At 40.2% G+C, this 21,281-nt stretch carries 17 protein-coding genes; 2 read left to right on the top strand and 15 right to left on the bottom strand.

Annotation, left to right across the window (positions count from 1 at the left end; translation table 11 throughout):
• Positions 1-42: 42 nt before the first annotated feature.
• Positions 43-429: a restriction endonuclease gene (locus PUW25_RS03855; protein ID WP_238546436.1), complete on the bottom strand. Its 387-nt coding sequence runs from the start codon at positions 427-429 to the stop codon at positions 43-45.
• Positions 430-472: 43 nt separating this feature from the next.
• Positions 473-625: a hypothetical protein gene (locus PUW25_RS03850; protein WP_238546435.1), complete on the bottom strand. Its 153-nt coding sequence runs from the start codon at positions 623-625 to the stop codon at positions 473-475.
• Positions 626-833: 208 nt separating this feature from the next.
• Here PUW25_RS03850 and PUW25_RS03845 point away from each other — a divergent pair, with 208 nt between their 5' ends.
• Positions 834-1,559 carry a M48 family metallopeptidase gene (locus PUW25_RS03845; protein ID WP_047912887.1) on the top strand — a complete coding sequence of 242 codons (726 nt, stop codon included), beginning with the start codon at positions 834-836 and terminating at the stop codon, positions 1,557-1,559.
• Between the two features lie 34 nt (positions 1,560-1,593).
• Here PUW25_RS03845 and PUW25_RS03840 read toward each other — a convergent pair whose 3' ends face one another.
• From PUW25_RS03840 to PUW25_RS03785, 12 genes are all read right to left on the bottom strand, one after another.
• Positions 1,594-4,521: a type I restriction endonuclease subunit R gene (locus PUW25_RS03840; RefSeq protein WP_047912886.1), complete on the bottom strand. Its 2,928-nt coding sequence runs from the start codon at positions 4,519-4,521 to the stop codon at positions 1,594-1,596.
• Positions 4,522-4,552: 31 nt separating this feature from the next.
• The gene (locus tag PUW25_RS03835; RefSeq protein WP_047912885.1) at positions 4,553-5,857 is read right to left on the bottom strand and encodes a restriction endonuclease subunit S; all 1,305 of its coding nucleotides are present in this window, start codon (positions 5,855-5,857) and stop codon (positions 4,553-4,555) included.
• Positions 5,857-7,350, bottom strand: coding sequence for a type I restriction-modification system subunit M (locus PUW25_RS03830; protein ID WP_047912884.1), 1,494 nt, complete (start codon positions 7,348-7,350; stop codon positions 5,857-5,859). The genes PUW25_RS03835 and PUW25_RS03830 overlap by 1 nt, the downstream gene beginning before the upstream one ends.
• A 221-nt stretch (positions 7,351-7,571) precedes the next feature.
• Positions 7,572-10,325 (bottom strand): DEAD/DEAH box helicase, encoded by a 2,754-nt coding sequence (locus PUW25_RS03825; RefSeq protein WP_274338120.1) that lies wholly within the window; start codon positions 10,323-10,325, stop codon positions 7,572-7,574.
• Complete coding sequence (locus tag PUW25_RS03820) at positions 10,322-11,596, bottom strand: EH signature domain-containing protein (protein ID WP_047912883.1); 1,275 nt, start codon at positions 11,594-11,596, stop codon at positions 10,322-10,324. Before PUW25_RS03820 ends, PUW25_RS03825 begins: the two co-directional genes overlap by 4 nt.
• A complete protein-coding gene (locus PUW25_RS03815) occupies positions 11,586-12,362 on the bottom strand; it encodes an OmpA family protein (protein ID WP_052512128.1) in 777 nt (258 codons plus the stop codon). Before PUW25_RS03815 ends, PUW25_RS03820 begins: the two co-directional genes overlap by 11 nt.
• A gap of 16 nt (positions 12,363-12,378) precedes the next feature.
• On the bottom strand, positions 12,379-14,229 hold the full coding sequence (locus PUW25_RS03810; RefSeq protein ID WP_047912882.1) for a hypothetical protein: 1,851 nt from the start codon (positions 14,227-14,229) through the stop codon (positions 12,379-12,381).
• 81 nt (positions 14,230-14,310) lie between these two features.
• Positions 14,311-16,272, bottom strand: coding sequence for a DUF4145 domain-containing protein (locus PUW25_RS03805; protein ID WP_047912881.1), 1,962 nt, complete (start codon positions 16,270-16,272; stop codon positions 14,311-14,313).
• A 43-nt stretch (positions 16,273-16,315) separates the two neighbouring features.
• Complete coding sequence (locus PUW25_RS03800) at positions 16,316-17,347, bottom strand: restriction endonuclease (protein WP_047912880.1); 1,032 nt, start codon at positions 17,345-17,347, stop codon at positions 16,316-16,318.
• A gap of 63 nt (positions 17,348-17,410) precedes the next feature.
• Entirely contained in the window at positions 17,411-17,992 is a 582-nt protein-coding gene (locus tag PUW25_RS03795; protein ID WP_274520940.1) for a nuclease-related domain-containing protein, read from the bottom strand.
• Positions 17,993-18,137: 145 nt separating this feature from the next.
• Positions 18,138-19,091, bottom strand: a complete 954-nt coding sequence (locus PUW25_RS03790) for a helix-turn-helix transcriptional regulator (protein WP_047912878.1) — start codon at positions 19,089-19,091, stop codon at positions 18,138-18,140.
• 270 nt (positions 19,092-19,361) lie between these two features.
• A complete protein-coding gene (locus PUW25_RS03785; RefSeq protein WP_274338119.1) occupies positions 19,362-19,682 on the bottom strand; it encodes a hypothetical protein in 321 nt (106 codons plus the stop codon).
• 247 nt (positions 19,683-19,929) lie between these two features.
• Between PUW25_RS03785 and PUW25_RS03780 the strand changes: the two genes are divergently transcribed.
• Positions 19,930-20,601, top strand: coding sequence for a 3'-5' exonuclease (locus PUW25_RS03780; protein WP_047912876.1), 672 nt, complete (start codon positions 19,930-19,932; stop codon positions 20,599-20,601).
• Here the strand turns inward: PUW25_RS03780 and PUW25_RS03775 are convergent.
• Positions 20,564-21,142 (bottom strand): hypothetical protein, encoded by a 579-nt coding sequence (locus tag PUW25_RS03775; RefSeq protein WP_047912875.1) that lies wholly within the window; start codon positions 21,140-21,142, stop codon positions 20,564-20,566. The two genes, PUW25_RS03780 and PUW25_RS03775, sit on opposite strands and share 38 nt — an antisense overlap.
• Positions 21,143-21,281 lie beyond the last annotated feature (139 nt).

The raw sequence follows: 21,281 nt of genomic DNA, 5'->3' as shown, positions 1-21,281 counted from the left end.
TTCAACAAGCTCTGAATTATCTCATCATCTATATAGTGTAGGTTATGTCCCGGGAACAACAACTTCTTCAAAGCGTGATATCCTCTCGCGTTTCGAATCCAAATGCTGAAGCCATAACTCAACAAGTTGATTTCCATCAATTAACTCTATATTAAGTCCACTTGCATAATTATATGCATTCGAGGTGAATTTCCCTGTTGTTACAACGTACCCTCCAATGGCTCCTTGTTTGACCATTTGTGAGTGAATAATGGCAATAGGATCGAAACTAACTGGATTCTGATCGTTGTAACACTTGACTTGTCCTAGGTATAATCCTTCATCTGTCTCCTCTTCTATATCAACACCATAATCACCAGAACCCTTTGTTACATAAGTACTCCCTCCCCGTACAGAGGCCATTATCTCAGCAGCAAATTGTTCAAACAAAAGTGGGTTCTCTGCTTTCTCTTCTTCAGGATCTCTTTTATATCTATGGTACAAACCAATACGTTTCTTTCATATCTGCATGTGTAGTAATTGCTTCAAGTGCATTATCTCGATAATTTTCAATGGTCTTTTTTTGGTTGGAATACATGTAAAAGAGAATTAGAATCAGCACGATTAATACGCTGACGACGATCATATTTACCACTCCTTTTGACTTCATCCTGTCCAGAACAGATCAAATTAAAACTCAGGCATGGTTCTACGGCAAATTTCCTTATCAGACTATTATAGATAAGACTTCTTAAATAGAGATGGAGAACTATTTATTCGCCTTTATTTTCATACAGACTGCTTGCACATAAACAACAAATTCTTGTTATAATACATGAACAGGAGGAATCATCATGCCATTATTTCAATATGGAACTCAGACCATTGAATACAAATTAAAGAGAAGCGACCGTCGTAAGACAGTGTCCATCTCTGTTAATCAAGAAGGTGTACAAGTGGTCGCTCCTAATACCGCTGAAGAACATGTCATTGAAAATATCTTACATCGTAAAGGGACCTGGCTACGCACTCAATTGTTAAATTTTGAAGAGATGAAGCAGAGCTCTCTCCAACGGAGGTTTGTTTCTGGTGAGAAGCTGCCGTATCTAGGAAGACAATATCGATTAAAGGTGATTAGAACCAATGATTTTACAGCACCAGAAATTAACTTCTATCAAGGTCAATTTCGAGCATACATTCATACTGATATACCAGAACACCAATATAGAGAAATCCTCATGCCACTCTATGTAGAGTGGGTTAAACATCGAGGAATGATCTTTACCAAAGATCGAGTAAGTAAATTCACAGATAAATTTCAACAATATCCCAATAAAATCATTATCAAGGATCAAGAACAACGTTGGGGAAGCTGTACTACTGCCGGCAATATGCTATTAAACTGGCGGATCTTCTTAGCACCTGCCTCAATTGTTGATTATGTACTTGTGCACGAACTGGTACATTTGAAGTATATGAATCATTCCAAGGAATATTGGGAAACCGTACGAATGCTGCTCCCTGATTATGAACAAAAGAAGGATTGGCTGCGTGTAAACGGATCAACACTAAATATATGAAAATGACCAGCAAACAGGTTGCTGGTCATTTTTATTATTTTTTGCCATATTGGGTTTCTGCGAGTGCTGTAAAATATCCTGTCAGCATCGAAGCATCACTCATATTCATCTTCTGTTTGAGCAGCTTTACCTTCAGATCTCCAGTCAATTGACGCTTAAAATCCGTCTTCGTCGTCCAGTCACTAATTGGTGTAACGCGCTCCTCAATAAACTGCTGTACATCAACGGCAATTTCTTTCAATTCATAATCCGCCCGCTGCTCACATACTTCATAGAGTTTGTTGTAGTAAGGCTCCTGCATATAAGTCAGACCGCTGTTTGTATTACCGTTTGCTTTCTCTATCATCTCATCACGGACCGCATCCAGCTTCTCTAACAGCTCGAAGATGGTCATCTGACGCTCTTTATAACGTGCCAGCAATTCCTCAACCTTCTGCTTCAAAGAAGTATAATAGACTTCATCCTCGCCAAGACGAACTGAGATTTCTTTCTTGATCGCATGCTCCATCTGAGCTGCTTTCGTTTCTGGGAGCGTATTCTTATCCAGCTCTTCTTTGAAAGATACATCCAAAATCGATACCGGATCTCTAGCATCAATACCAGCAGAACGCAAAAAGTCATGTACAATCTGCCTAACCTTCTCTCCGCAATCAGAGATGTCCATGCCATCATCAATGGAAAACCGGGATTTAGCTAACTGACGGATGACACCAAGACGCTTTAAGGCTGGTAGGAACCTTTCACCTTTAGGACTTGGCATCACCTTATCCATACTCTCCGCAAATCGTTTATAAGCAATATCAAAGTCCGCGCGTACATCTTCATCTACGAGTCTTAGAATACTTTCTTCCAGCTGATCCGGTTTCAGTCCATCAAAGAAACGCATTGTAGAGCGATGACGCTGCTCAAGTCTTGGTAATTCATTATCAATCGATTGTAATGCTCCCTGAACATCATTCGCGCTGAAGATCTCAAGAGCTTGATCTAAGAAACGGGACACTCCAAAATAATCTACAATAAGTCCATACGATTTATTCGCATCATATTTCCGGTTTGTTCTAGCAATCGCCTGCAGTAAGTTATGTTCTTTGAGAGGTTTATCCAAATACATCACTTGCTCAATTGGTGCATCGAAGCCAGTCAATAACTTATCACAGACGATTAACAACGCTAACTTATCCTCGGAAAATGGCTTCTTAAAACGCTCAATCAGCAGTTTTTCTTCGTCTTTCGAGATGTGATAGTTTCGTAATTCTTCCTCATCATTCTGTCCAGCTGAGAAAATTACTGCTGTTTCAAACTTTCCCATCGCATATTGATCGATCAGTTTCTTATATTCAACTGCAGCCGCGCGGGAGACAGCTACCACCTGACCTTTATAGCCATTGATTAATATACGAGATTCAAAGTGGCGAACGATATCAAGAGCAATTTCTTTCATTCGCTCTGGTGCAGTTAAGAGGAGCTGATCATTCACGTATTTCTTCTGTATCTTCTCTCTGGCATCATCGTCATACTCGAAGAAGGTGCGGGCAAATAACTCGTCCAATGTATCTCCCTTCATATGTAGGTTCGGAAGCCTGGATTCATAATGAATCGGAACCGTAGCCCCATCTTCAACTGCCTGCTCAATCGTATATTTATCGATGTAAGAGCCAAACTTTCCTGTCGTCGAGCGAGTTTTCTTATCTATCGGCGTACCGGTAAATCCAATAAAGGTTGCATTGGGCAATGCCTTACGCATGTTGAGGGCTAGTCCTTTATACTGTGAACGGTGGGATTCATCTGTCATGACGATAATTTGCTCAGATTCCGAGATGATAGGAAAGGCCTTCTCCTCATCACCTTGGAACTTTTGAATCAGCGTCATCACGGTTGTACCTGGACCTTTGGTAAGCTGGTGTTTCAGATCGGCAACTGAACTTGCTTGCGTAGGATTCGGAAATCCTGACTGCTGGAATGTCTTCGTAATTTGATCGTCCAAATCCTGACGATCTGTTACGATGACAAGCATCGGATTCTCTAACGCTGTCTGCCGACGCAGCTTCATCGCTAGATACACCATCGTTAATGATTTACCAGAACCTTGCGTATGCCACACCACGCCGCCGCGACAAGAAGGATTCTTTTCCTTCATGATTCGCTCTATCGTTTTATTGACTGCACGATACTGCTGATAACGAGCTAGTTTCTTTACCTTTCCATCAAAGACGATGAAGTTACGCATAAGATCCAGAACGGTATCCTTACGCAGCATCCCGGATACAAGTACATCCTGCGCCCGGTGACTTCCAATCTCCTCAAAAGTATAAGGATAAGGATCTTTCCATAGACCGTAGTGCTGTGGCTTAGCAAAGATCGTACCTACACGCGCACGATCCCGGCTCGTCACGATCAGCATCTGGTTATACCAGAACAACTTCTCATTTGTGTCCATATAACGTTCGAATTGCCGTACACCTTCAGGAAGCTGCTTGTCTACCTGAAGCTTTGGACTTTTACACTCAATAAGTACAAGTGGTAACCCATTAACGTATAGGATAAGATCAGGACGGATGGTTCCAGCTGCATTTTCAAAGACAATCTGATTGACCACGAGGTAATCGTTGTTCTCGACATTCTCATAATCAAAGAGCTGAACCGTCTGATTCTTCTTACCTGCCCCAACATCCTGCATTACGGATATTCCTTGTCCGAATAGCCAATCGAATATCGTATTATTTGCATGCCATACATCTTCCGCCTGCAAGGAAGTAAACTGCTTTACTACCCGATCTACATTGTATTCGTCAATCCAAGGATTGAGCTTGCGAATTGCATCTGCAAATCTTTGTTCCAAGACGACGCTTGCTCTTGAAGAGCGATCGTTCTCCAATTTAGAACCTTCCATATAGGTATAGCCGTAATTTACTAACTGTTCAGTAAAGGGTTGTTCTACCTCGGTATATTCCAAAGGGTTCATTTTCGTTCACCTCCCGGTTGCGAGCAACGGCTTACACCGTCACTCGTATTTGTCCTGTTAGTAACTGCTGCATTAAACCTTTTTTGAGTTCGAGGTATTTTTCTTTCTCTTGCTCGTAGCTTTCTATCTGTTTATCAACGGATAAAAGGATAGAGGCGATTTTTTGTTGTTCGCTCAGGTTTGGGATAGGGACTGAAAACTTCACAAAATCCTTCACGTTGATATGTTTTATTGTCGAACCTACAAATATATTAGAAAGCCACTTCATTCCTATATCAGAATTTAAATAATATGCTAAATAATTTGGGTCAACAATTGATTCATTAAGTCTAGTTATAATCAGTGCATGACAATAAACTCCATCAAATTGTTCTGTTACTACAGCAGTTGAACCAATATGACCGGATTGAACCGTTAACAAATCGTTTGATTTTACTTTGGCTCTAGTATATTTTTCTGTAAATTCCGAATTAATGTATACGGTTTTAGTTAAATCCAATCTATTCTTCCGTATATTGTTACTTTGTAGATATAAAACACCGTCGGATTTCTCAGTGTAGAACGGAGTTGCGGTACCTACAAATCCATTTGAACAAAAGACACTAACCTCATTTATTGCCTTAACTTCCCACTCAACTGGTATCTCCCCAAGCTTCGTCTGCTTAAATTCGGTATGTCCAATGCCTTTTGTCAGGAGTTGCTGCATTAAACCTTTTTTAAGCTCTTTTGTTTTTTCTATCAGTTGTTCTGTGTTCTCAATCTGCTCATCAACTGTCGAAAGAATCTCGGCGATTTTTTGTTGTTCTTTTAATGAAGGTAATCCAATCTTTAATCCTTTAATTTCAGATACTGCTACCATATTTTTTATCGTTGATCCATGTGTCATATCCAACATTCTTGATTGAACATCCTCTGACATCAATAAAAAATATAAAAAAGTATGGTCAGCTAGGTTTTTCTCTGGTCGAAATCTTAAAAGCGCTTGATTCATTACACCACGTTTTATTCTTTTAGGTACAATTGATACTTTCCCTACTGTCCCTGAACAACTTATAAGGATGTCTTCTGGTAAAACTTCAAAGCCACTAAGTTCATCAAATTTCTCACTTGTAATAAAGTATCTAATATTATTAAATCGATTGTATATAACGTGTTGCTGTTCGTACACTGCAAATCCATCTGCAACAAAAAATTCTTTCTTCAATGCTCCACCAAATGGACCTCGTTTAACCCCAGATCCACCTTTTTGCATAACATCTTGTAACTCCCTTAATTCCCACTCGACCGGTATCTCCCCAAGCTCCGTCATTTTATATCCATCACGAGCCTGCTTCATCACACTTCACCCAACCCTAGTTCACGAAGATAACCATTTAATTTCATTTTTATATCCGCTCGTTTACTTTCCAGCTCAGAAATGTCCATAATTACCGATTCCAGATCCACTTTCTCTTCTTCTTCAGACTTATCAATGTATCGAGTAATATTTAGGTTATAGTCATTGTTCTTAATCTCATCCAATGAAACTACGCGAGCATACTTTTCAACATCTTCATAAGCATCAAAAGCTGCCACGATGTTCTTAATGTCATCTTCTCGAAGTGTGTTCTGGTTCTTACCTTCTTGATATTCACCTTCCGCCGCAATGAACAATACATTGCCTTTACGATCAACAGACTTATTGCGATTGAAGATAAGAACACAAGCAGGGATTCCTGTCCCATAGAACAGATTAGAAGGTAATCCAACAACCGCTTCTAAGAGGTCAGCCTCAACCAATCCTTGACGAATCTTACCTTCTGCCCCTCCACGGAATAGTACACCATGCGGCATAACAACCCCGCACTTTCCATCGGCTTTAAGAGAAGCCACCATATGCTGGATGAAGGCATAGTCTCCCGCATTTTTTGGTGGTATACCATACTGGAAGCGACCATATGGATCATGCTCGGCTTCCTCACGTCCCCACTCTTTTAGGGAAAATGGAGGATTGGCAATAACACGATCGAACAACATAATTTCTCCATCTTCTACGAGCTTAGGCTTACGAATGGTGTCGCCTTTCTCAATGCGATGATCCGGTAAATTATGCAGTAGCAAATTCATCTTGCCGATCGCCCATGTACCCAAGTTCTTTTCTTGACCGAACAAAGATAAAGATTGCGGATTACCGTCATGCTCCCTTACATAATCAACCGATTGAATTAGCATACCACCCGAACCACAAGTCGGATCATATACACGCATGCCTTCCTCAGGCTTAATAAGCTTAACGATTAACTCAACAACTTTGGATGGCGTATAGAACTCTCCGCCTTTCTTCCCTGCATCATCAGCGAACATCTTAATCAAGTATTCGTATGCTCGACCGAGCATATCGGGTTCAGATAAATTTGCATTTCTTAGATCTAATAAGGAAAAATGCTGAAGCAATCGCAGTAATACACTATCTGTCAGCACTTCTTTACGGTTAAAGTCAATTGGTGTTAGGACACCTTCAAGTGTTTGGTTTTCATTTTCAAGTGCTTCAAATGCTACGTTGATTGCTGATCCAATATCGTTAGCATGCTTACGAATCTCTTCCCAACGCGCAGCAGCAGGCACGAAGAATTGGTATTGATCCGGATCATCTGACAAGAGTTGCCCAATCTCTTCCCCATGTTCTTGTACCAACTCTTGCTTCTGCTCTTCAAATACATCACTCAAACGCTTTAAGAATAACAATCCAAAAATATAATTCTTATAATCGCTTGAGTCCACAGACCCACGCAAAATGTCTGCAGATTTCCATAAGTGAGGTTCTAATTCTTGTAAAGTTAACTGACTCATTATTATGTCTTTCCCCCTGTGTTATCCTATAAAAGGCTGTTCTGACTTTTAATAATCATATTTATTACTTTAATTTTATTAAATCTAATTACATAGCCTAGTGCAATCGTAGCATGAAAAAACTAATAATTCGACAGAAATCTCACTCATTCAAGCATCCATATTAGACATTTTTATACTATTTATAAGTTCCAGCTACTTTACCTGGTATCAGAAAATATCTATTGAAATGCACTCTCCAGCACTTCATTCTCTATCTCCAGCTTCCGAGAGGATACAATAATCGAAGAAGCAAGCTCCTGCTTCTCCGATAGAATCCGATGAACAATCTCTTCCACTGTCCCCGAAGAAAGAAAATTTTGCTCAGCTGTTACGATTGGATAGTAAACCTGGACTGGCTTATTCTGACCAATACGATACACGCGATCTGTTGCCTGATTCTCAACCGCAGGATTCCACCACCGTGTATAGTGAATGACATGGTTTGCCGCAGTAATTGTTAGCCCTGTACCCGCTGCCTTTGGTGACAAGATCATCACATCAAATCCAGCTTTCTCATTAAACTGATTTACTACTTCTTGTCTACGATTAGTTACCCCATTAATAATAAAAGGATCAATCTGAAACTCTTCACGTACTGCATCTCGGATAATCTCTTGCATAAGACGAAGCTCGGTAAAAATAAGTGCTTTTTCACCTTTACTTTGTATTTCTCTAAGTAATTTCATCGTTTGTGCGAGCTTAGGTACAGCACCTACGGGTAATGACTTCAAAGTTGGAACCAGAAGAGCCGGATGAGAACAAAGCTCTCTCAATTGTTGAATGGCTTGCAAACCAGATAATGATTTGGACTGAACTTGAGAAATAATAGATGAATACAGCTGTTTTTGTTCCGTACCAAGTGATACGGGTAGTTCAATTAAGCTCTTGGACGGCAATTGACCACTAAGTTCTTCTGACTTTGTTCTACGTTTGTACACCATATTAATTCGAGCCAGCAGTCTTTGCTCCGTCTCCCGGTCTCTTTCCTCAGCTTCTAATTTATCCATGAATTCCTTCTTGAACTCGCTCAGACTCCCAAGCAGCCCGGGTTGCACATAATCCATAATAGACCAAAGTTCGCTCAATCCGTTCTCTACAGGTGTTCCTGTCATGGCCAGTCTAAACTTTACGTTCATTGCTTTGATGACTTTGCTTGCAGCTGTCGTTGGATTTTTAATGGCTTGTGCTTCGTCACAAACTAATGCCTGCCATGCTACTTGTCCGAAGACAAGCTGGTCTCTCACCAGTGTCTGGTAGGTAGTTAGAGTAATCGGTTGCTGTTGTAATCTCTCTGGATCCTTCAAGCGTTGAACTCCAGTATGTATATAAATCATACTAGCCAGTGGACTAGCAAATTTATGTACTTCAGCGACCCAGTTATCTATAAGAGACTTGGGCACCACGATGAGCGTAGGTGTAAGTTTATTTTGCTCATGTAAATAACTTAGGAATGACACAACTTGAATCGTTTTTCCAAGCCCCATATCGTCAGCTAAGAGTCCGCCCAATTTACGATAGTGGAGAGATTTCATCCACACAAATCCGTCTTGTTGGAATGGTTTTAATTGCGCGTTAAAGTAAGTAGGAGGAGCAGGATCTAAAATCCCTTGATCCATCATTTCCTGGTGTGCAGCCAAAATCGGCTGATTATATTCGAGTTGTGTTATATTTTCAAAAATCTCTAGTACGTAAGGAAGTTTGGTAACATCCACTTCAGGTTTATCACCCAGCGCCTGATGGAAACGACCCACTGCTTCCTCAAACTTTTCCACATCATGTGGGACCTTAATCCAATTTCCATCCAGCTCAATGAATTCGGCACCAGCTTCTCTAGCGTTATTAATTAAATCCTTAAACTGCTCTGTAGAAAAATTGCTATTGGTTTCTCCCTCGGAATCAACTAATGAGACACCAGCATTCAGTTCAAACCATCCTCGTCCTTTTTCTTCTGCATGAACATAAGGTTGTGCCTTATACACTCTTATACCTAGAGATCTAACTCGCTCCCCAAACAGGGATAAATCCAGCTCTCCGAGCTCTGGTAGAAAGGCTTCCGGGTTCTCGGCAAAACGAGGGATATCCTGTCCTCGGATAGGTGCCCTATTTTTTACTACCTTAGCTTGCTGAACTACATCCGTCGAGACAAAAATCTTCCCTGTTTCTGAATCGCTATAATAGGTAGAGTTATTTCCAGCCATCTCATCAAGCAGCTTATCAGGCACTTCATCACTGGATAGATATTTAGGAATAATCTCTATTTCGCTTCCATCGTAGCTAACATCAAGATCTAGCCCATCGGCAAATTTGTAATTTTGTTTCTGTAAATAATCATCTACAGGAATACCAAGCTGTCTAGCCTGAGACTGGACTTTGGCTACGTATGCAAAGACCTGCTCCTTATCCATGACATCAGGTGTTTCCTCGGAGATTAATCTATGAAGTTGATATTGTTCCAATGCCATTAGAATATATGAGCGATCGGGAAGCTGTATCCACGGTCCAATCTGACGAGATGATTTCTCTATATGCCTCCAAGCTGGCAGATGTTTTTCAAGCTTAAACTGAAAACGGGGACTGCCTACGAATCCTTCGTGACCGAGAAACAGCTCAAGCTGAACAGGCTCCGGTACACCAAGTGTTTCTCTGATTTCTGAAGGGGCCTCGACAAGCAATTCATAAGGAAGTAAATATCTATTGTCTGACTCCTGCAGTAATTCTTCGTACCACATGGACTCAATGAGCTCCAGAAGCTCTACATTCGGCTGTTGTCTTATTTCGGCTACTGACATACGAAGTGGGGGAGAGACTATCGTCTGCCCCCCATCACGGAAAAGTTGAATACTAAGTCCCTGCGGCACTTTACCCAATTGCCACGTAATTGCATTATATTCAGGTTCTTTGGTTCTCTTTTTAAGTTTACTCCAAAAACTCATGGTCCTTTATTCCTTTCTGTGTAGCTGTAATTCCCACTCAGATAGTTTTGCATATATCTGGTAAATCTATCCATCCACATTCCCTTTGGAGTATGATGAAGCTTAATTATAAATAAAGGTTCTCCATTAAAAGTCTCATATCTTTCTTTCAATAATGACTCCCTATCTGATGTACCTTTTCTCATATATTCATAACTAGTAGTTCGTGGTAGAATGAAACGCTCAAACCCTGTCTTATAATAGAAATAAACCGCCTTTCCATTTTCGCCAAATTCCACAACTACGAAGTTCTCAAAATATAGAAAAATCACTTTCGGATCATTGGTTCTTTTTAGAGTTTTCACATTATCCATTACTCGTAAATAACGTTTCCAATATTCAAATCTCTCAGTATCGAAATAGTCTTCAAGCTCAGCTTCCACTAGCCATTTATTTACCTCTTCACGTGCTTGTTCCGATAAAAACCGCCAATCTTCATCCCGTTCTCTAGGATCATGAAGTCGCTTAATCGCCTGATCCATGATCTGAAAATGAAACTGTTCAAAAGTTCGACCTTCCAGATAAATCTTCATGAGTTCTTGATATTGTTCAATTGGGTACTTTTCAAACATGCGGGTAATATATTCAATAGTATTTTGTTCTAAGAAATCCTCTCGACTGAGACCCTCTTTTAATCTCTCATAGACCAAAAAATCTTCTAAAGGTGTCTCTGGTTTGATCTTCATCTTCTTCAAAAACTCAGCTATCTTAGGATCTTTATGAATCATAACCTGTAATAGCCCTTGAGCAATTCCTGCCTTATGCATAAAAGCCGGGATAAGCAATTCCTTTAGTTCAGCATCTGTATAATCCGAGTATATAAATGAAATACCCTCATCTTTAAGTAGAAACCTTCTTAGTAAGTCCTCGGTATAAATATGTTTGTAATCTCTCTGGAACTTCTCCCAAATCATATTTGCATTGCCAGGAGTATAACCGTAGGCCAATACCATATTAATCTTTTTCTCTACATCACTTGATTCATTGGTATACGGATAACTATAGGTCAGAACCGAATAGTCTCTCCCTCTAAAAAACTCTGATGCCATTTGTTCCAGACGATCCTCAGATGTACTCCGAATCAGTTCCAGAATTTTTGGAAGCCGTAGATAGCTAATCTGTGAAGCAGTCAGCATATCCACGTCACGATATTTCTCTTCCACCTTTTTTCTTACCGCAGACAATTTGCTCGGTGTAAATGCAAAATGAAAAATATATGATTTATCCTCCATCTTCTTCCACCATTAATCCTTGTAGTTTTTCAAGTAACTGTTCGTCTTTTAATCGGAATTTGAACTCAACACGACGTGATTTATCTTGATCCATCTTCCCGTTCTTATCTAGGATAGGCACACTGAAGGAACGCCCATTCGCCGTAATGACAGCCTTGAGATCCTCTTGATATGGGAACTTAGGAAAGGTCGGTGCAAAAACTTCTTCTACAACGGACAAAGCCCGATCTTGAGAAAGCTTCAAATTATATAGATATCCCCCGTCACTATCGGTATGTCCTTCTACTATAATTTGAGCAATCTCATCCCGGAATTGGTCAGATAATAAAATTTCAATGTATTTGGGTATAAACATTTCAAGGTATTCTGTTCCTTTAACAGAAACAGTACTGCTGTCTTTATTAAAAAATACGCCTCCAGAGAAGCGAATAGCTCCTGTCTGCTGATCAATTTGCAAATCTAAATTAGAATCCTGAAAAGCAAGCATCAATTCTTCGATAATTTTCGACTTAACTCCAACTACCTCTTCAATCAACTGGTTATTCTGGGCAATGACTTCTTCCTTCTGCTTAAGTGCTTCCGCAGCTTCATCCATGGCTTGTTGTTGCTGCTCATAGGCATTTTGCGTGTCATACATTGTAATCATAATCACAAGTGCAAAAATGATTAATAATGCCGACATTAAGTCTGTGTAGGAGATCCAGGAACTTTCCTTTTCTTCTCCTACACCGTTACTACCCTTTGCTCCCCGTATTCCTCGTGCCACTTGATATCCCCCTCACTTAAACGGTTGTAGCACGCTTGGCTTGATTATTTATTTCTATTACAGACTGCTTGAGCTCTTGAATTACATCTGGCATATCAACTAATCCGTCTCTCATGGAATCCACACCTTTTGCTAGAAGATTCACAGACGTAGTAAGCTCTTCATCAAACTTCTCGAACGTTCTCATAATTCCGCGATGCATGTCATCTGTAAATTGACTCATTGAAGTACTCAGCTGCTTACTTAACTTGTCCATAGTCTCTTTATTTTCGGACCAGAGCGAACCTAAATACTCTACGCGCTCGTCCATATCTTCCACTTGCTCCGCTAAATTCGTTTGGATACGTTCAACGAGTTGATCGAAGACCCTACGATCTTTCTCTGCTTGCTGTAACATATCTCCCATTTTTTCCTGCAGATCATTATATTGAACGGCATTGTTCTCAAAATGAATCAGGAGCTTACCAAGCTCTTCACTAGAACTTTGGGTATGACTTGCTTGTTCTGATAAGGAAACTGCTAACTGTTCCTGGCTCAATGTCATTTCTGATATTCGTTCCAAGTTTTGACCCAATAACTCTTGTACGACTACTTGCTTCTCTGTCTGATCCACAATAGATACTACATTGGTTTGAAGTTTTGATATATGTTCGTCAAAGTGTGCGTTAAACACATTTCTTTCTTCAATTATTTTTCCTAATAAGCTACTAGTAGCAGATTGCAGCTCACTATTCGTAGATGTTGTATCATTTAGTTGAGCAACCGTTCCCTCAAGTACTTTCTGATAATTTGTTATATTATCCGTATAGTTATGTATCTCTTGGGTAAGGACTGTCGTTTTATCGACCATTTCCGATTGGTTCTTGGCAGCCTCCTGCATAGAATCTACCAAGCCCGTCATTTCTTCATGGACTTTCTTCTGCCACTCTACCGTTGCCTCCAATGCTTCTCCTAACTGCTTCATATGTTCTCCAGTAAGATCATTTAATGAATTCATGACCTCTGAGGTGAGCTGTTTTACGCCATCCATCTGATTTACAGAAGCACTTGTGATTAACTCATTCATCAGTTCTTGCGTTTTTTCCATAGGAGGCAGCAACGATTGGTTCAGACTTTGGTTAAAACCATTTATCATTTGCGGAATCATCTGCTCTGACATAAATACTTGGAAGTCATTCATTTGATTCTTTTGGTTTTCTAGCATTTGTACTAGAAATGTATTTTGATCCTGAGTTGGGAACGCTTCATCAAACGAATCCCTTATTCTGAAGTACGCATGTTGTAGTCTTGGAAGGAAAAGTTTCTTATCTAGGGATTGCCATGTGATCGAAGCGAATATCCCGAAAATTGACGAAGCAAACTTTGATTGCATACCACTCAAAAGGGAACTTACCCCTGCTCTCATGTTTTCAGAATTCGCATTGAGATCTAGCGATCCGACTCCAACGGCAAGACTCGCAAATGTCCCAAGAATACCAATCGATAGGAACATGCCAGGAATGAGTTCAACGAACTTTCGATTTCCATATTTATGGACTAGTTCTTCCTCTACGAAGAAATCGTAAACGTCAGGAACGAGTTTTAAGCTTACTCCTTGGCTCATATACTTTTGATGGAATGATTTCCAAGCAGGTACAACATAATTCTTCACATATTTACTTTCCTGATTTAGGATCCAGTCATTCATCTGGTTAAAACGTTCCGTTATATCATCTACTTTTTGTATTTCAATCAATTTTTGCTGAATCATTTCAGATTCGTGTAGAACCTCTTTGTTCTGCTTAAACCTACGGATAAGTTGATAGATTCCAAGAATCAAAATTGCTCCAACGCAGACGATAATTACGAAAATTGAAGATACACTCACTGTTAATCCCCCGAATTTATAATTATTTGAAAAAGAACCCTATCGGGTCCTGCTATAACGGATTTGAAGCTATTTTGCGGTCTAAGAGTCCGATTTACGTTCGAAGTAATGAAGCAGTCTGTACTCGCAAATTTCTTTCGTCCACTTATATACCAACTCTCGATCTGCTTCTTTAATCTGAAATCCTACCCTGAACTGATCATTCGAGTAGATCACTTGCTTATTAGATGACTTTGACCAGTGGGTCATTGGCATTCTGCTAATTAATTGAGCGGTACGATCAAGTGGGGCATCCCACAGTTTTTGCGTCTCTGAATCGGAGAAATCGACAGACTTTCTTGTCTCGTCACCCATATAGAAATCATAGAAGAACGGCACCGCTTCGTCCGCGGTGATAGGCTCCATCCAATTCTCCGATCCACGTTCAAGCATCACAAGCAGCAGCGTCATTTTATAGCTTTTGCGTAAAATCGTATTATCCACCTCTTGAAACCACTTTAAATATCGTTTAGCCACACTGGCTTCTTCTTTGTCTAGTTCATTTGCTAAGAATAAGAAGTTGATATATGAATCAAAAAGTGACCGGTACTCCTGACTGACTATAGATCCTTGCTCATGAAGCTCAATATAATTAGGTCGTCTACCTAGTTTCTTTTTCAATTCTCGATAAGCTATCACGGCATTCTCTTTACGTTTACCGGAACCAATTAACTTCTTCTCAACTGCTATCGCTTCTTCTAACTGCTTAACGAAGCGTTCAATCGATTTGGGTCCAACTCCTGGAATATTATCTTGCAGAAGCGAAAGGTTCTCAGGAAGTTCTTGGAGCATAGTAACCTTCAGCTCATTAAATAAATACTCCAAAATGGCCTGGTTACCCTTAAGATTTAATTCGGACATTGACATTCCCGCCATAGAAGCAGGGAAAACAAGTTCTTTATTCAAAAACGATTTCCTGATTTCGATTCTATCGATTACATCATTCTGGGTTTTGATTGTTGTGTTGTCTTGTTCCATAGTCTCAGTAGACTCTACAGTGTCTACTTTTCTAGTCTCATCTTCAGAAATACGCACTTCTGGCATGATAGTTTCCTCGATAGAAGCAGCTATCTCTTCCTTAGAAACATTCATATCTTCGTTATTTATAGGAATGCTAACTGGCTTTTTGTTCAATAAAAACCAGGCAGGGGAACGCTTTGTAGACTGGCTCCCATTCTTCGCAAATTTAAAAAATGCTCCGAGCACTTTAAGTCCAAACAATTCTTCTTTGAGCTCCCAGCCGCCAACAATCCATAGCGCTCCTCCACTCGCCCTTTTGTCTAAAATGTTATGTCCTTTGGAAGATAGGTACTCTCCAATTTCCATATCCGATTTTTCTTGATTGCCAGTTTCTAAGACCTCAATTGAAGTAGTCTGCTGAATATCAGCAGCAGGATTTTCAGCCCTTTCTGTTTGTTCAAACTTATTGCGATTATTCATCTCTGCTATTTGGGCAATGGATTCATGCAATTGTTGAAACTGCTTATTCATTGTTGGGAGAATTTTAGATTCAAATTGAGCGCTAAGCAATTGTTCGATTTGCTCCCCCATATCTACCGAATGATCTTTTTTGGGTATATCTTCATCTTTGATAGGCCTCGGCATCAGGTAATCCGGAAGTTCAATTTCCAACGGACCATAAGCTTCCGCATACCATAATGCTAAAGTGAAAATATGTCTGTGTGCTGACAAAGCCAAATCTATCTGAATGGGTTTTAAATCATGTGCAGCCATATTACCGTTCTTACGCAGCCAGTCAAAGCTGTCCTTCAGTTCATCCGAAATGACATTTCTTCGTGATAGAAGATGAACTCGTTCACTTGGTTTTATTGAATACACAGGCTCCACTTTCTCCATTTTTGAAACGATAGTTGCGAGTTCTTCGCTAAATAACCTTCCTTGAGTCAAGGTTGTGCGTGGATTCGTCCATATATCTGCTTCAGCTTGAATAGCTAAAGTAGACAAGCCTTCATTCACTTCACCCAAGAATTTAAAAATCGACATGTTACCTTAACTTCCTCCATTCACTTCCCTGTATAATAAGTCCCTATTCCTCACCAGCTAGGAGCCACGCTCTTTTTAAAGGAATTTCTGCCTTTATATCTGCATCCAATGAGTCGTATGTTTCTAGTAGCTCATTGATAATCGCCTTCTGATCCCACAATCTCACATTAAAAAACTGTGCTGCAATTTCTTTATCAACAGAGCTTTTGAAGCCGCCCCAAGATACTAGTAATCCATGACTTGCTTTGTGGTTATGCATGGTTCCAATCAATTGATCTAAGGTTGGTCTGTCTACTGGAGTATCAGATGTCTTCACTTGCACACAAATTTTTGGAGTACCAAAGCCTAGATTTCCTGGAGCAGCTAAAATATCTACACCTTTGTCCGGCCCTTCTGGACTTATATAGGTGGTGAAGCCTTTTGCCCTAAGAACGGCATCAATAATTCTAGCCATACCGTGTCCCTTAAATTTACGAATAATATATTTAGCAATGGCATCATTCGCATATTCTTCGAGATCAAACATATTCTCGGTAGCTTCTTGCGGATCTTGGCTAGGAATATTGATTTGAACTTTTGAACCGCTGGTCATCCAGTTATTCTTATGCATCGCTTTAATTCTTTCTTCTGCATCGTTTCTTGATATCCGGCAGACTGTCATAAAGGCTCCGAGTGAATATAGCAGATCTTGGTCAAAATTAGTTCTTGGGATATCTGTGGCAAACCAATTCACTTTTCGGCTGTGATAATAAGGGTTGCTATGATCCGGGTGGAACTCATAGTCTCCCATAATCTCACCGATATGGATTGCAGATTTGAGTTTGCTAGGTAAAATAACCCAGTCCCCTTTTTTCATCTCGCTTACAATCGGCATTATTTGACTTGCCCAGTTCCTAGCTCTGGCTAGCTTCTCTGCTTCATAATCATTCATTAGATATTCGATTAGATCAGATCTTTCTCCAAAACCTCTTAGATCAATATTTAATTCATCCCAAGTTAAATAGATTCTTTGATCACTAAGAAACTTGGACTCGTACTCACCAGAACGTCCGGCACGAAATAGCCACAACGCCAATCTAATATCCCCCTAAATAATTGATTTGAATTTGTTAGTAAGGATTCTTGTATCAAGAAATATTTATGAAGGGGAAGCAGTCTTTGCTCCTTTTACATGCTGCTCTCGCAGAAATGGATCTGTAATGTTCAGATCTCTCAGTTTCCCTACTATTTCTATAATCTCAGTCTCAGAAAGCAATGGGTTCTTTCCTTCCATTTTCAATCTATTAATCTTCCTCTGGATAAACTCCGAAAGCTCTACGTCATATATAATCAGTTCATTGGACTGGATCTTCCTCAGCTCCGGATCGACATTAAATCTGCAACGCATCGTAAATGAAATCATCGAAACATAGGGAACCTTAAAGTCTGGAATATGTGCTTGTATCGCTTTAATATGCCCATAGTTCTGTCTTAGTGGGTTGTAAAGCTTGTATCGATTGCTGACGCCCCATTCCCTGTCTTCCTTCTTTCCTTTGATCTCTCCGTTATAATTCTTCGTTTCAATCACGAATATAGCATACGGAGACACGACAACATGATCGATCTGAGAGTATCCTGAGCGTGACTTGGGATTCACGAGCATTAAGTCGCTGATATAACTACATTCCTTTGGAAGCTGATCCAGCTGAATATTGATCTTGTGCTCACCAAGCTCACCTATACGTGTGGGAGCTACTTTCGGCTTTGTTTTTACTGATGTACTCTTATTTTCCTTCTTAACTTCCTTGTTTACTGTCTTCTTAACTTCTTGCTTCTTCTCGCTCTTAAACCAGCCTAATATCTGTTTGAGAATCTTCTTCTCCTCCTCAGCTCGTGTACAACCGATTCCACTTCTCCAGCCGCTCCCTCATCACTTCCCGGTAGCTCACCGGCTCCAGGATCTCGGCATCTGGACCATACTGGCTCAGCCAGTTTAGGAACTCTCGATCGTGATTTAGCGTCACCTCAAATAAGAGACTTCCATCCTTCATGTCTTTCATCTTCGGACTGACAAATAACTCTTCTTCCTTTATGTATCTAGCTACATCGGCCGAGAACTTCACTTTGAAATGAATCTGCTGCTCTCCGCGCTCGATGGACCATGTATTCTTCATATAACTTTTTAGATTGAAATCCCTGCGGTCGAAGTGTGTCTCTGTCATCTGCATGGAGCGAAAACGGCTTAACCGAAATGTACGGATCTCCTCCGCCTGATGACAATATCCAATGAGATAAAAGCGCTGTTCCCGTGGGACCAGATAATACGGAGCAATCTCACGTTCTGTCAGCTCGTTTCGGCTCTGAGTGTGGTATTGCACCTTGATCCTTTTTTCCTCCAGAATCGCCTGAATGACCTGCAGCAAATAATTCGGAGAATTCTCTCTATACGCAGGTGACCCCATCTGGATGATATCCGTGACATTCTGGAGCAGCTCTGCATCTTTTCGTTTCTTCCGATAATGGGAGGACATCACTTTGTCGTAAGCACTGTCGAATCCCGGCGGCAGGTTGGTCTGATCTACGAACGAAGGAAGCATCCTGAATACAAGCTCCTCTTCATCGGTCCAATTAAATGGAAACATTGCGAAATTGCCCGTAAAAGCATATCCCTTCCCATACCCGATATTCGTAATAGGGACCAGTGTATCTAGTGCCCGCAAATCCCGGTATATGGTCCGTTCGTTCGACTCGCATTTCTCAGCCAGCTCTGGTGCCGTAATACCCGGCCTGGCCTGAATCGCATGTATAATCTTAAACCAGCGAAAAAACTTGTCAGACATAGAACCATACTCCCAGCCATTATAGATTTATTCAAACCACATAATCCAAAAGATTCATTTATAGTTCATACTTCAGAACCACACTCACTATTATATAGAACAATATGGAAATATGTCATATATTTTTGCAATTAAATGAAAAAAAAGGATGAATTTTTGGTGTATATCCTAAGTTTCTTCCATTCATCCCTTCGTTATTATGAAAAAGATTACCCTCTAGGAGGTTGAACTTGTCGACTTTCTTCTCCGGATGGTCGGCTTGATCTCTTGTCAGCGTCCATTTCGTTCCTGGTTATGTCTTTTTCTTTCGTTCAACATCATGATCAGATAGCTAAGGACAATGACTGCCATAAGAATATCTATGAACAGCTTATAGTACTCCAAGCTGAAATCCAGGATCAAAAACAGGGAATTCAGACCCGTATACCCGACTAATAATAAAGAAAAAGCCATATTTAATGGATTTACGATAATCTGATTCCACCTCTCACTTCGTCCTCTCCCTTCCTTGAAAAATAATAAGATATTAATCAGTAAACACACGATAATCGTTATATTGGCTGAAATAAATGGTACCTCTTGCATAATCATCTCTCTCCTCTTCAATCCATTAATTTCTGCCCATTATGGCATGACCATGTGGCATAGTTCTGTCAGCAAACAAGTGTTCTTTTTATAAAAATAAAAAAACAGAGCTTGAGGCTCCGCTTCATTCTATAACTGGTTTTCAACTTTGTTTGATATTGAACCGTTTTGCGCGAACATATATTCTCTGACAGAATACGGACATTTCCTTCTGCTATACTCGTGCACATCATAGAAGGAGGCGTAGTCCAGCATGGTAAATTACATCGTATTGGATCTCGAGTTCATGTGCCTAAGGGGACGAAGCGGAGGGGATATTATTGAAATCGGTGCAATCAAGATGACAACAAACGAAGCCAACCAAGGTATAATCATGACGGACCTCTTTCATTCGTACGTTAAGCCTGAGCGCAACCCAAAGGTCAACGCTATGACCACGGCACTGACCGGAATAACACAGGAGGATGTTGACGGAGCGTCTGGATTTAAAGATATACTGTCTGCCTTCACGAATTGGATAGGAGATGAGCCATATTATTTCATTGCATGGGGGCCTGATGATAAGTATCAGCTGGTAAGACACTGTCGTGAACGTGACCTTTCCTTGTCCTGGCTCATGAACTATAACGACTTACAGCTGCAGTTTACGATGCTGCACGGGGAGAACTCAGGTAACCGTTTTGGACTAAAGCGAGCGCTCGAGCATTTGAACCTAGTCTTCATGGGACGTCCTCACCAAGCATTAGATGATGCCCTTAACACGGGAAGAATCTTTGCTCATGTCTATCCTAAGCTGACTCTTACAAACAATAATGCAGCGGAGGAACCTCTATATACGAGTGAACTTGTTTATTCATCTGGCAGCGGAGAAGAGAAGAATATGCCTTTCAGTGATCTCGCAAACATGTTGGGAATGGTCCTGTAGGATCATTCCTACTATTTATTTTAGATAATAATGATTGAATTAATTGGCTCTCGCCTAATTCCGAATTTAACGATTTTACTTCATACACAAAAGATTTTGTTTGGTTTATAATCTCACCTCTAAAGTCAGCAAAAGGGATTTCTATGTCCCTCCATCGAGGATATTCGAATCTTTTCTCATCTATAAAAAGGATATACTCGCTGTTATGCAGTGTATCCTTCGCAGCACTGATTTGAACCTGGTTATCTTTCATTCTGAATTCTAACCAGCTGTCTAATGTACCTGCCTCTCTAAAGGCAGCATAGCCAAATTCATATAGCCCCTCTAAAGCAGTTAAATAAAGTTCAAACCAAGCAGTCAGCATCTCATGTCCCATTTCACCATCTCTTAGTTCTCTATCATGATAAAATCCTTCTATTTCAATACCAATTCGGATCGAAAAAAATCCAAATATATCCGCATATTCATCGTCAAACTCTTTGCTACTAACCTTCTTAAGTTCATCCATATCATCAACTATTCTATAATAGATTTTAAACATATAATTTACTCTCCTTTATCCGATATCTCTATGCATCTTGAGCCGCAGCTTTTTTAATCAGATAGATTCCTGACCCTTAAGAAAAATGCAAGAAAAAAGCCCTGATTTCTCAGGGCACATGGTATAATATGGGTTGTAC

It is taken from the genome of Paenibacillus urinalis, from assembly GCF_028747985.1.
GTDB lineage: Bacteria > Bacillota > Bacilli > Paenibacillales > Paenibacillaceae > Paenibacillus > Paenibacillus urinalis.
The sequence above is the reverse complement of the archived record's forward strand: the minus strand, read 5'-3'. Positions and strand labels throughout refer to the sequence as shown.

What these genes read in the sequence shown, in the direction of transcription:
- PUW25_RS03820 (WP_047912883.1), bottom strand. Translation starts at nt 11,596, where the DNA reads ATGGAGGATAAATCATATATTTTTCATTTTGCATTTACACCGAGCAAA.
- PUW25_RS03775 (WP_047912875.1), bottom strand. Translation starts at nt 21,142, where the DNA reads ATGTTTAAAATCTATTATAGAATAGTTGATGATATGGATGAACTTAAG.
- PUW25_RS03845 (WP_047912887.1), top strand. Translation starts at nt 834, where the DNA reads ATGCCATTATTTCAATATGGAACTCAGACCATTGAATACAAATTAAAG.
- PUW25_RS03805 (WP_047912881.1), bottom strand. Translation starts at nt 16,272, where the DNA reads ATGTCGATTTTTAAATTCTTGGGTGAAGTGAATGAAGGCTTGTCTACT.
- PUW25_RS03830 (WP_047912884.1), bottom strand. Translation starts at nt 7,350, where the DNA reads ATGAGTCAGTTAACTTTACAAGAATTAGAACCTCACTTATGGAAATCT.
- PUW25_RS03790 (WP_047912878.1), bottom strand. Translation starts at nt 19,091, where the DNA reads ATGTCTGACAAGTTTTTTCGCTGGTTTAAGATTATACATGCGATTCAG.
- PUW25_RS03780 (WP_047912876.1), top strand. Translation starts at nt 19,930, where the DNA reads ATGGTAAATTACATCGTATTGGATCTCGAGTTCATGTGCCTAAGGGGA.
- PUW25_RS03825 (WP_274338120.1), bottom strand. Translation starts at nt 10,325, where the DNA reads ATGAGTTTTTGGAGTAAACTTAAAAAGAGAACCAAAGAACCTGAATAT.
- PUW25_RS03850 (WP_238546435.1), bottom strand. Translation starts at nt 625, where the DNA reads ATGATCGTCGTCAGCGTATTAATCGTGCTGATTCTAATTCTCTTTTAC.
- PUW25_RS03835 (WP_047912885.1), bottom strand. Translation starts at nt 5,857, where the DNA reads ATGAAGCAGGCTCGTGATGGATATAAAATGACGGAGCTTGGGGAGATA.
- PUW25_RS03785 (WP_274338119.1), bottom strand. Translation starts at nt 19,682, where the DNA reads ATGATTATGCAAGAGGTACCATTTATTTCAGCCAATATAACGATTATC.
- PUW25_RS03840 (WP_047912886.1), bottom strand. Translation starts at nt 4,521, where the DNA reads ATGAACCCTTTGGAATATACCGAGGTAGAACAACCCTTTACTGAACAG.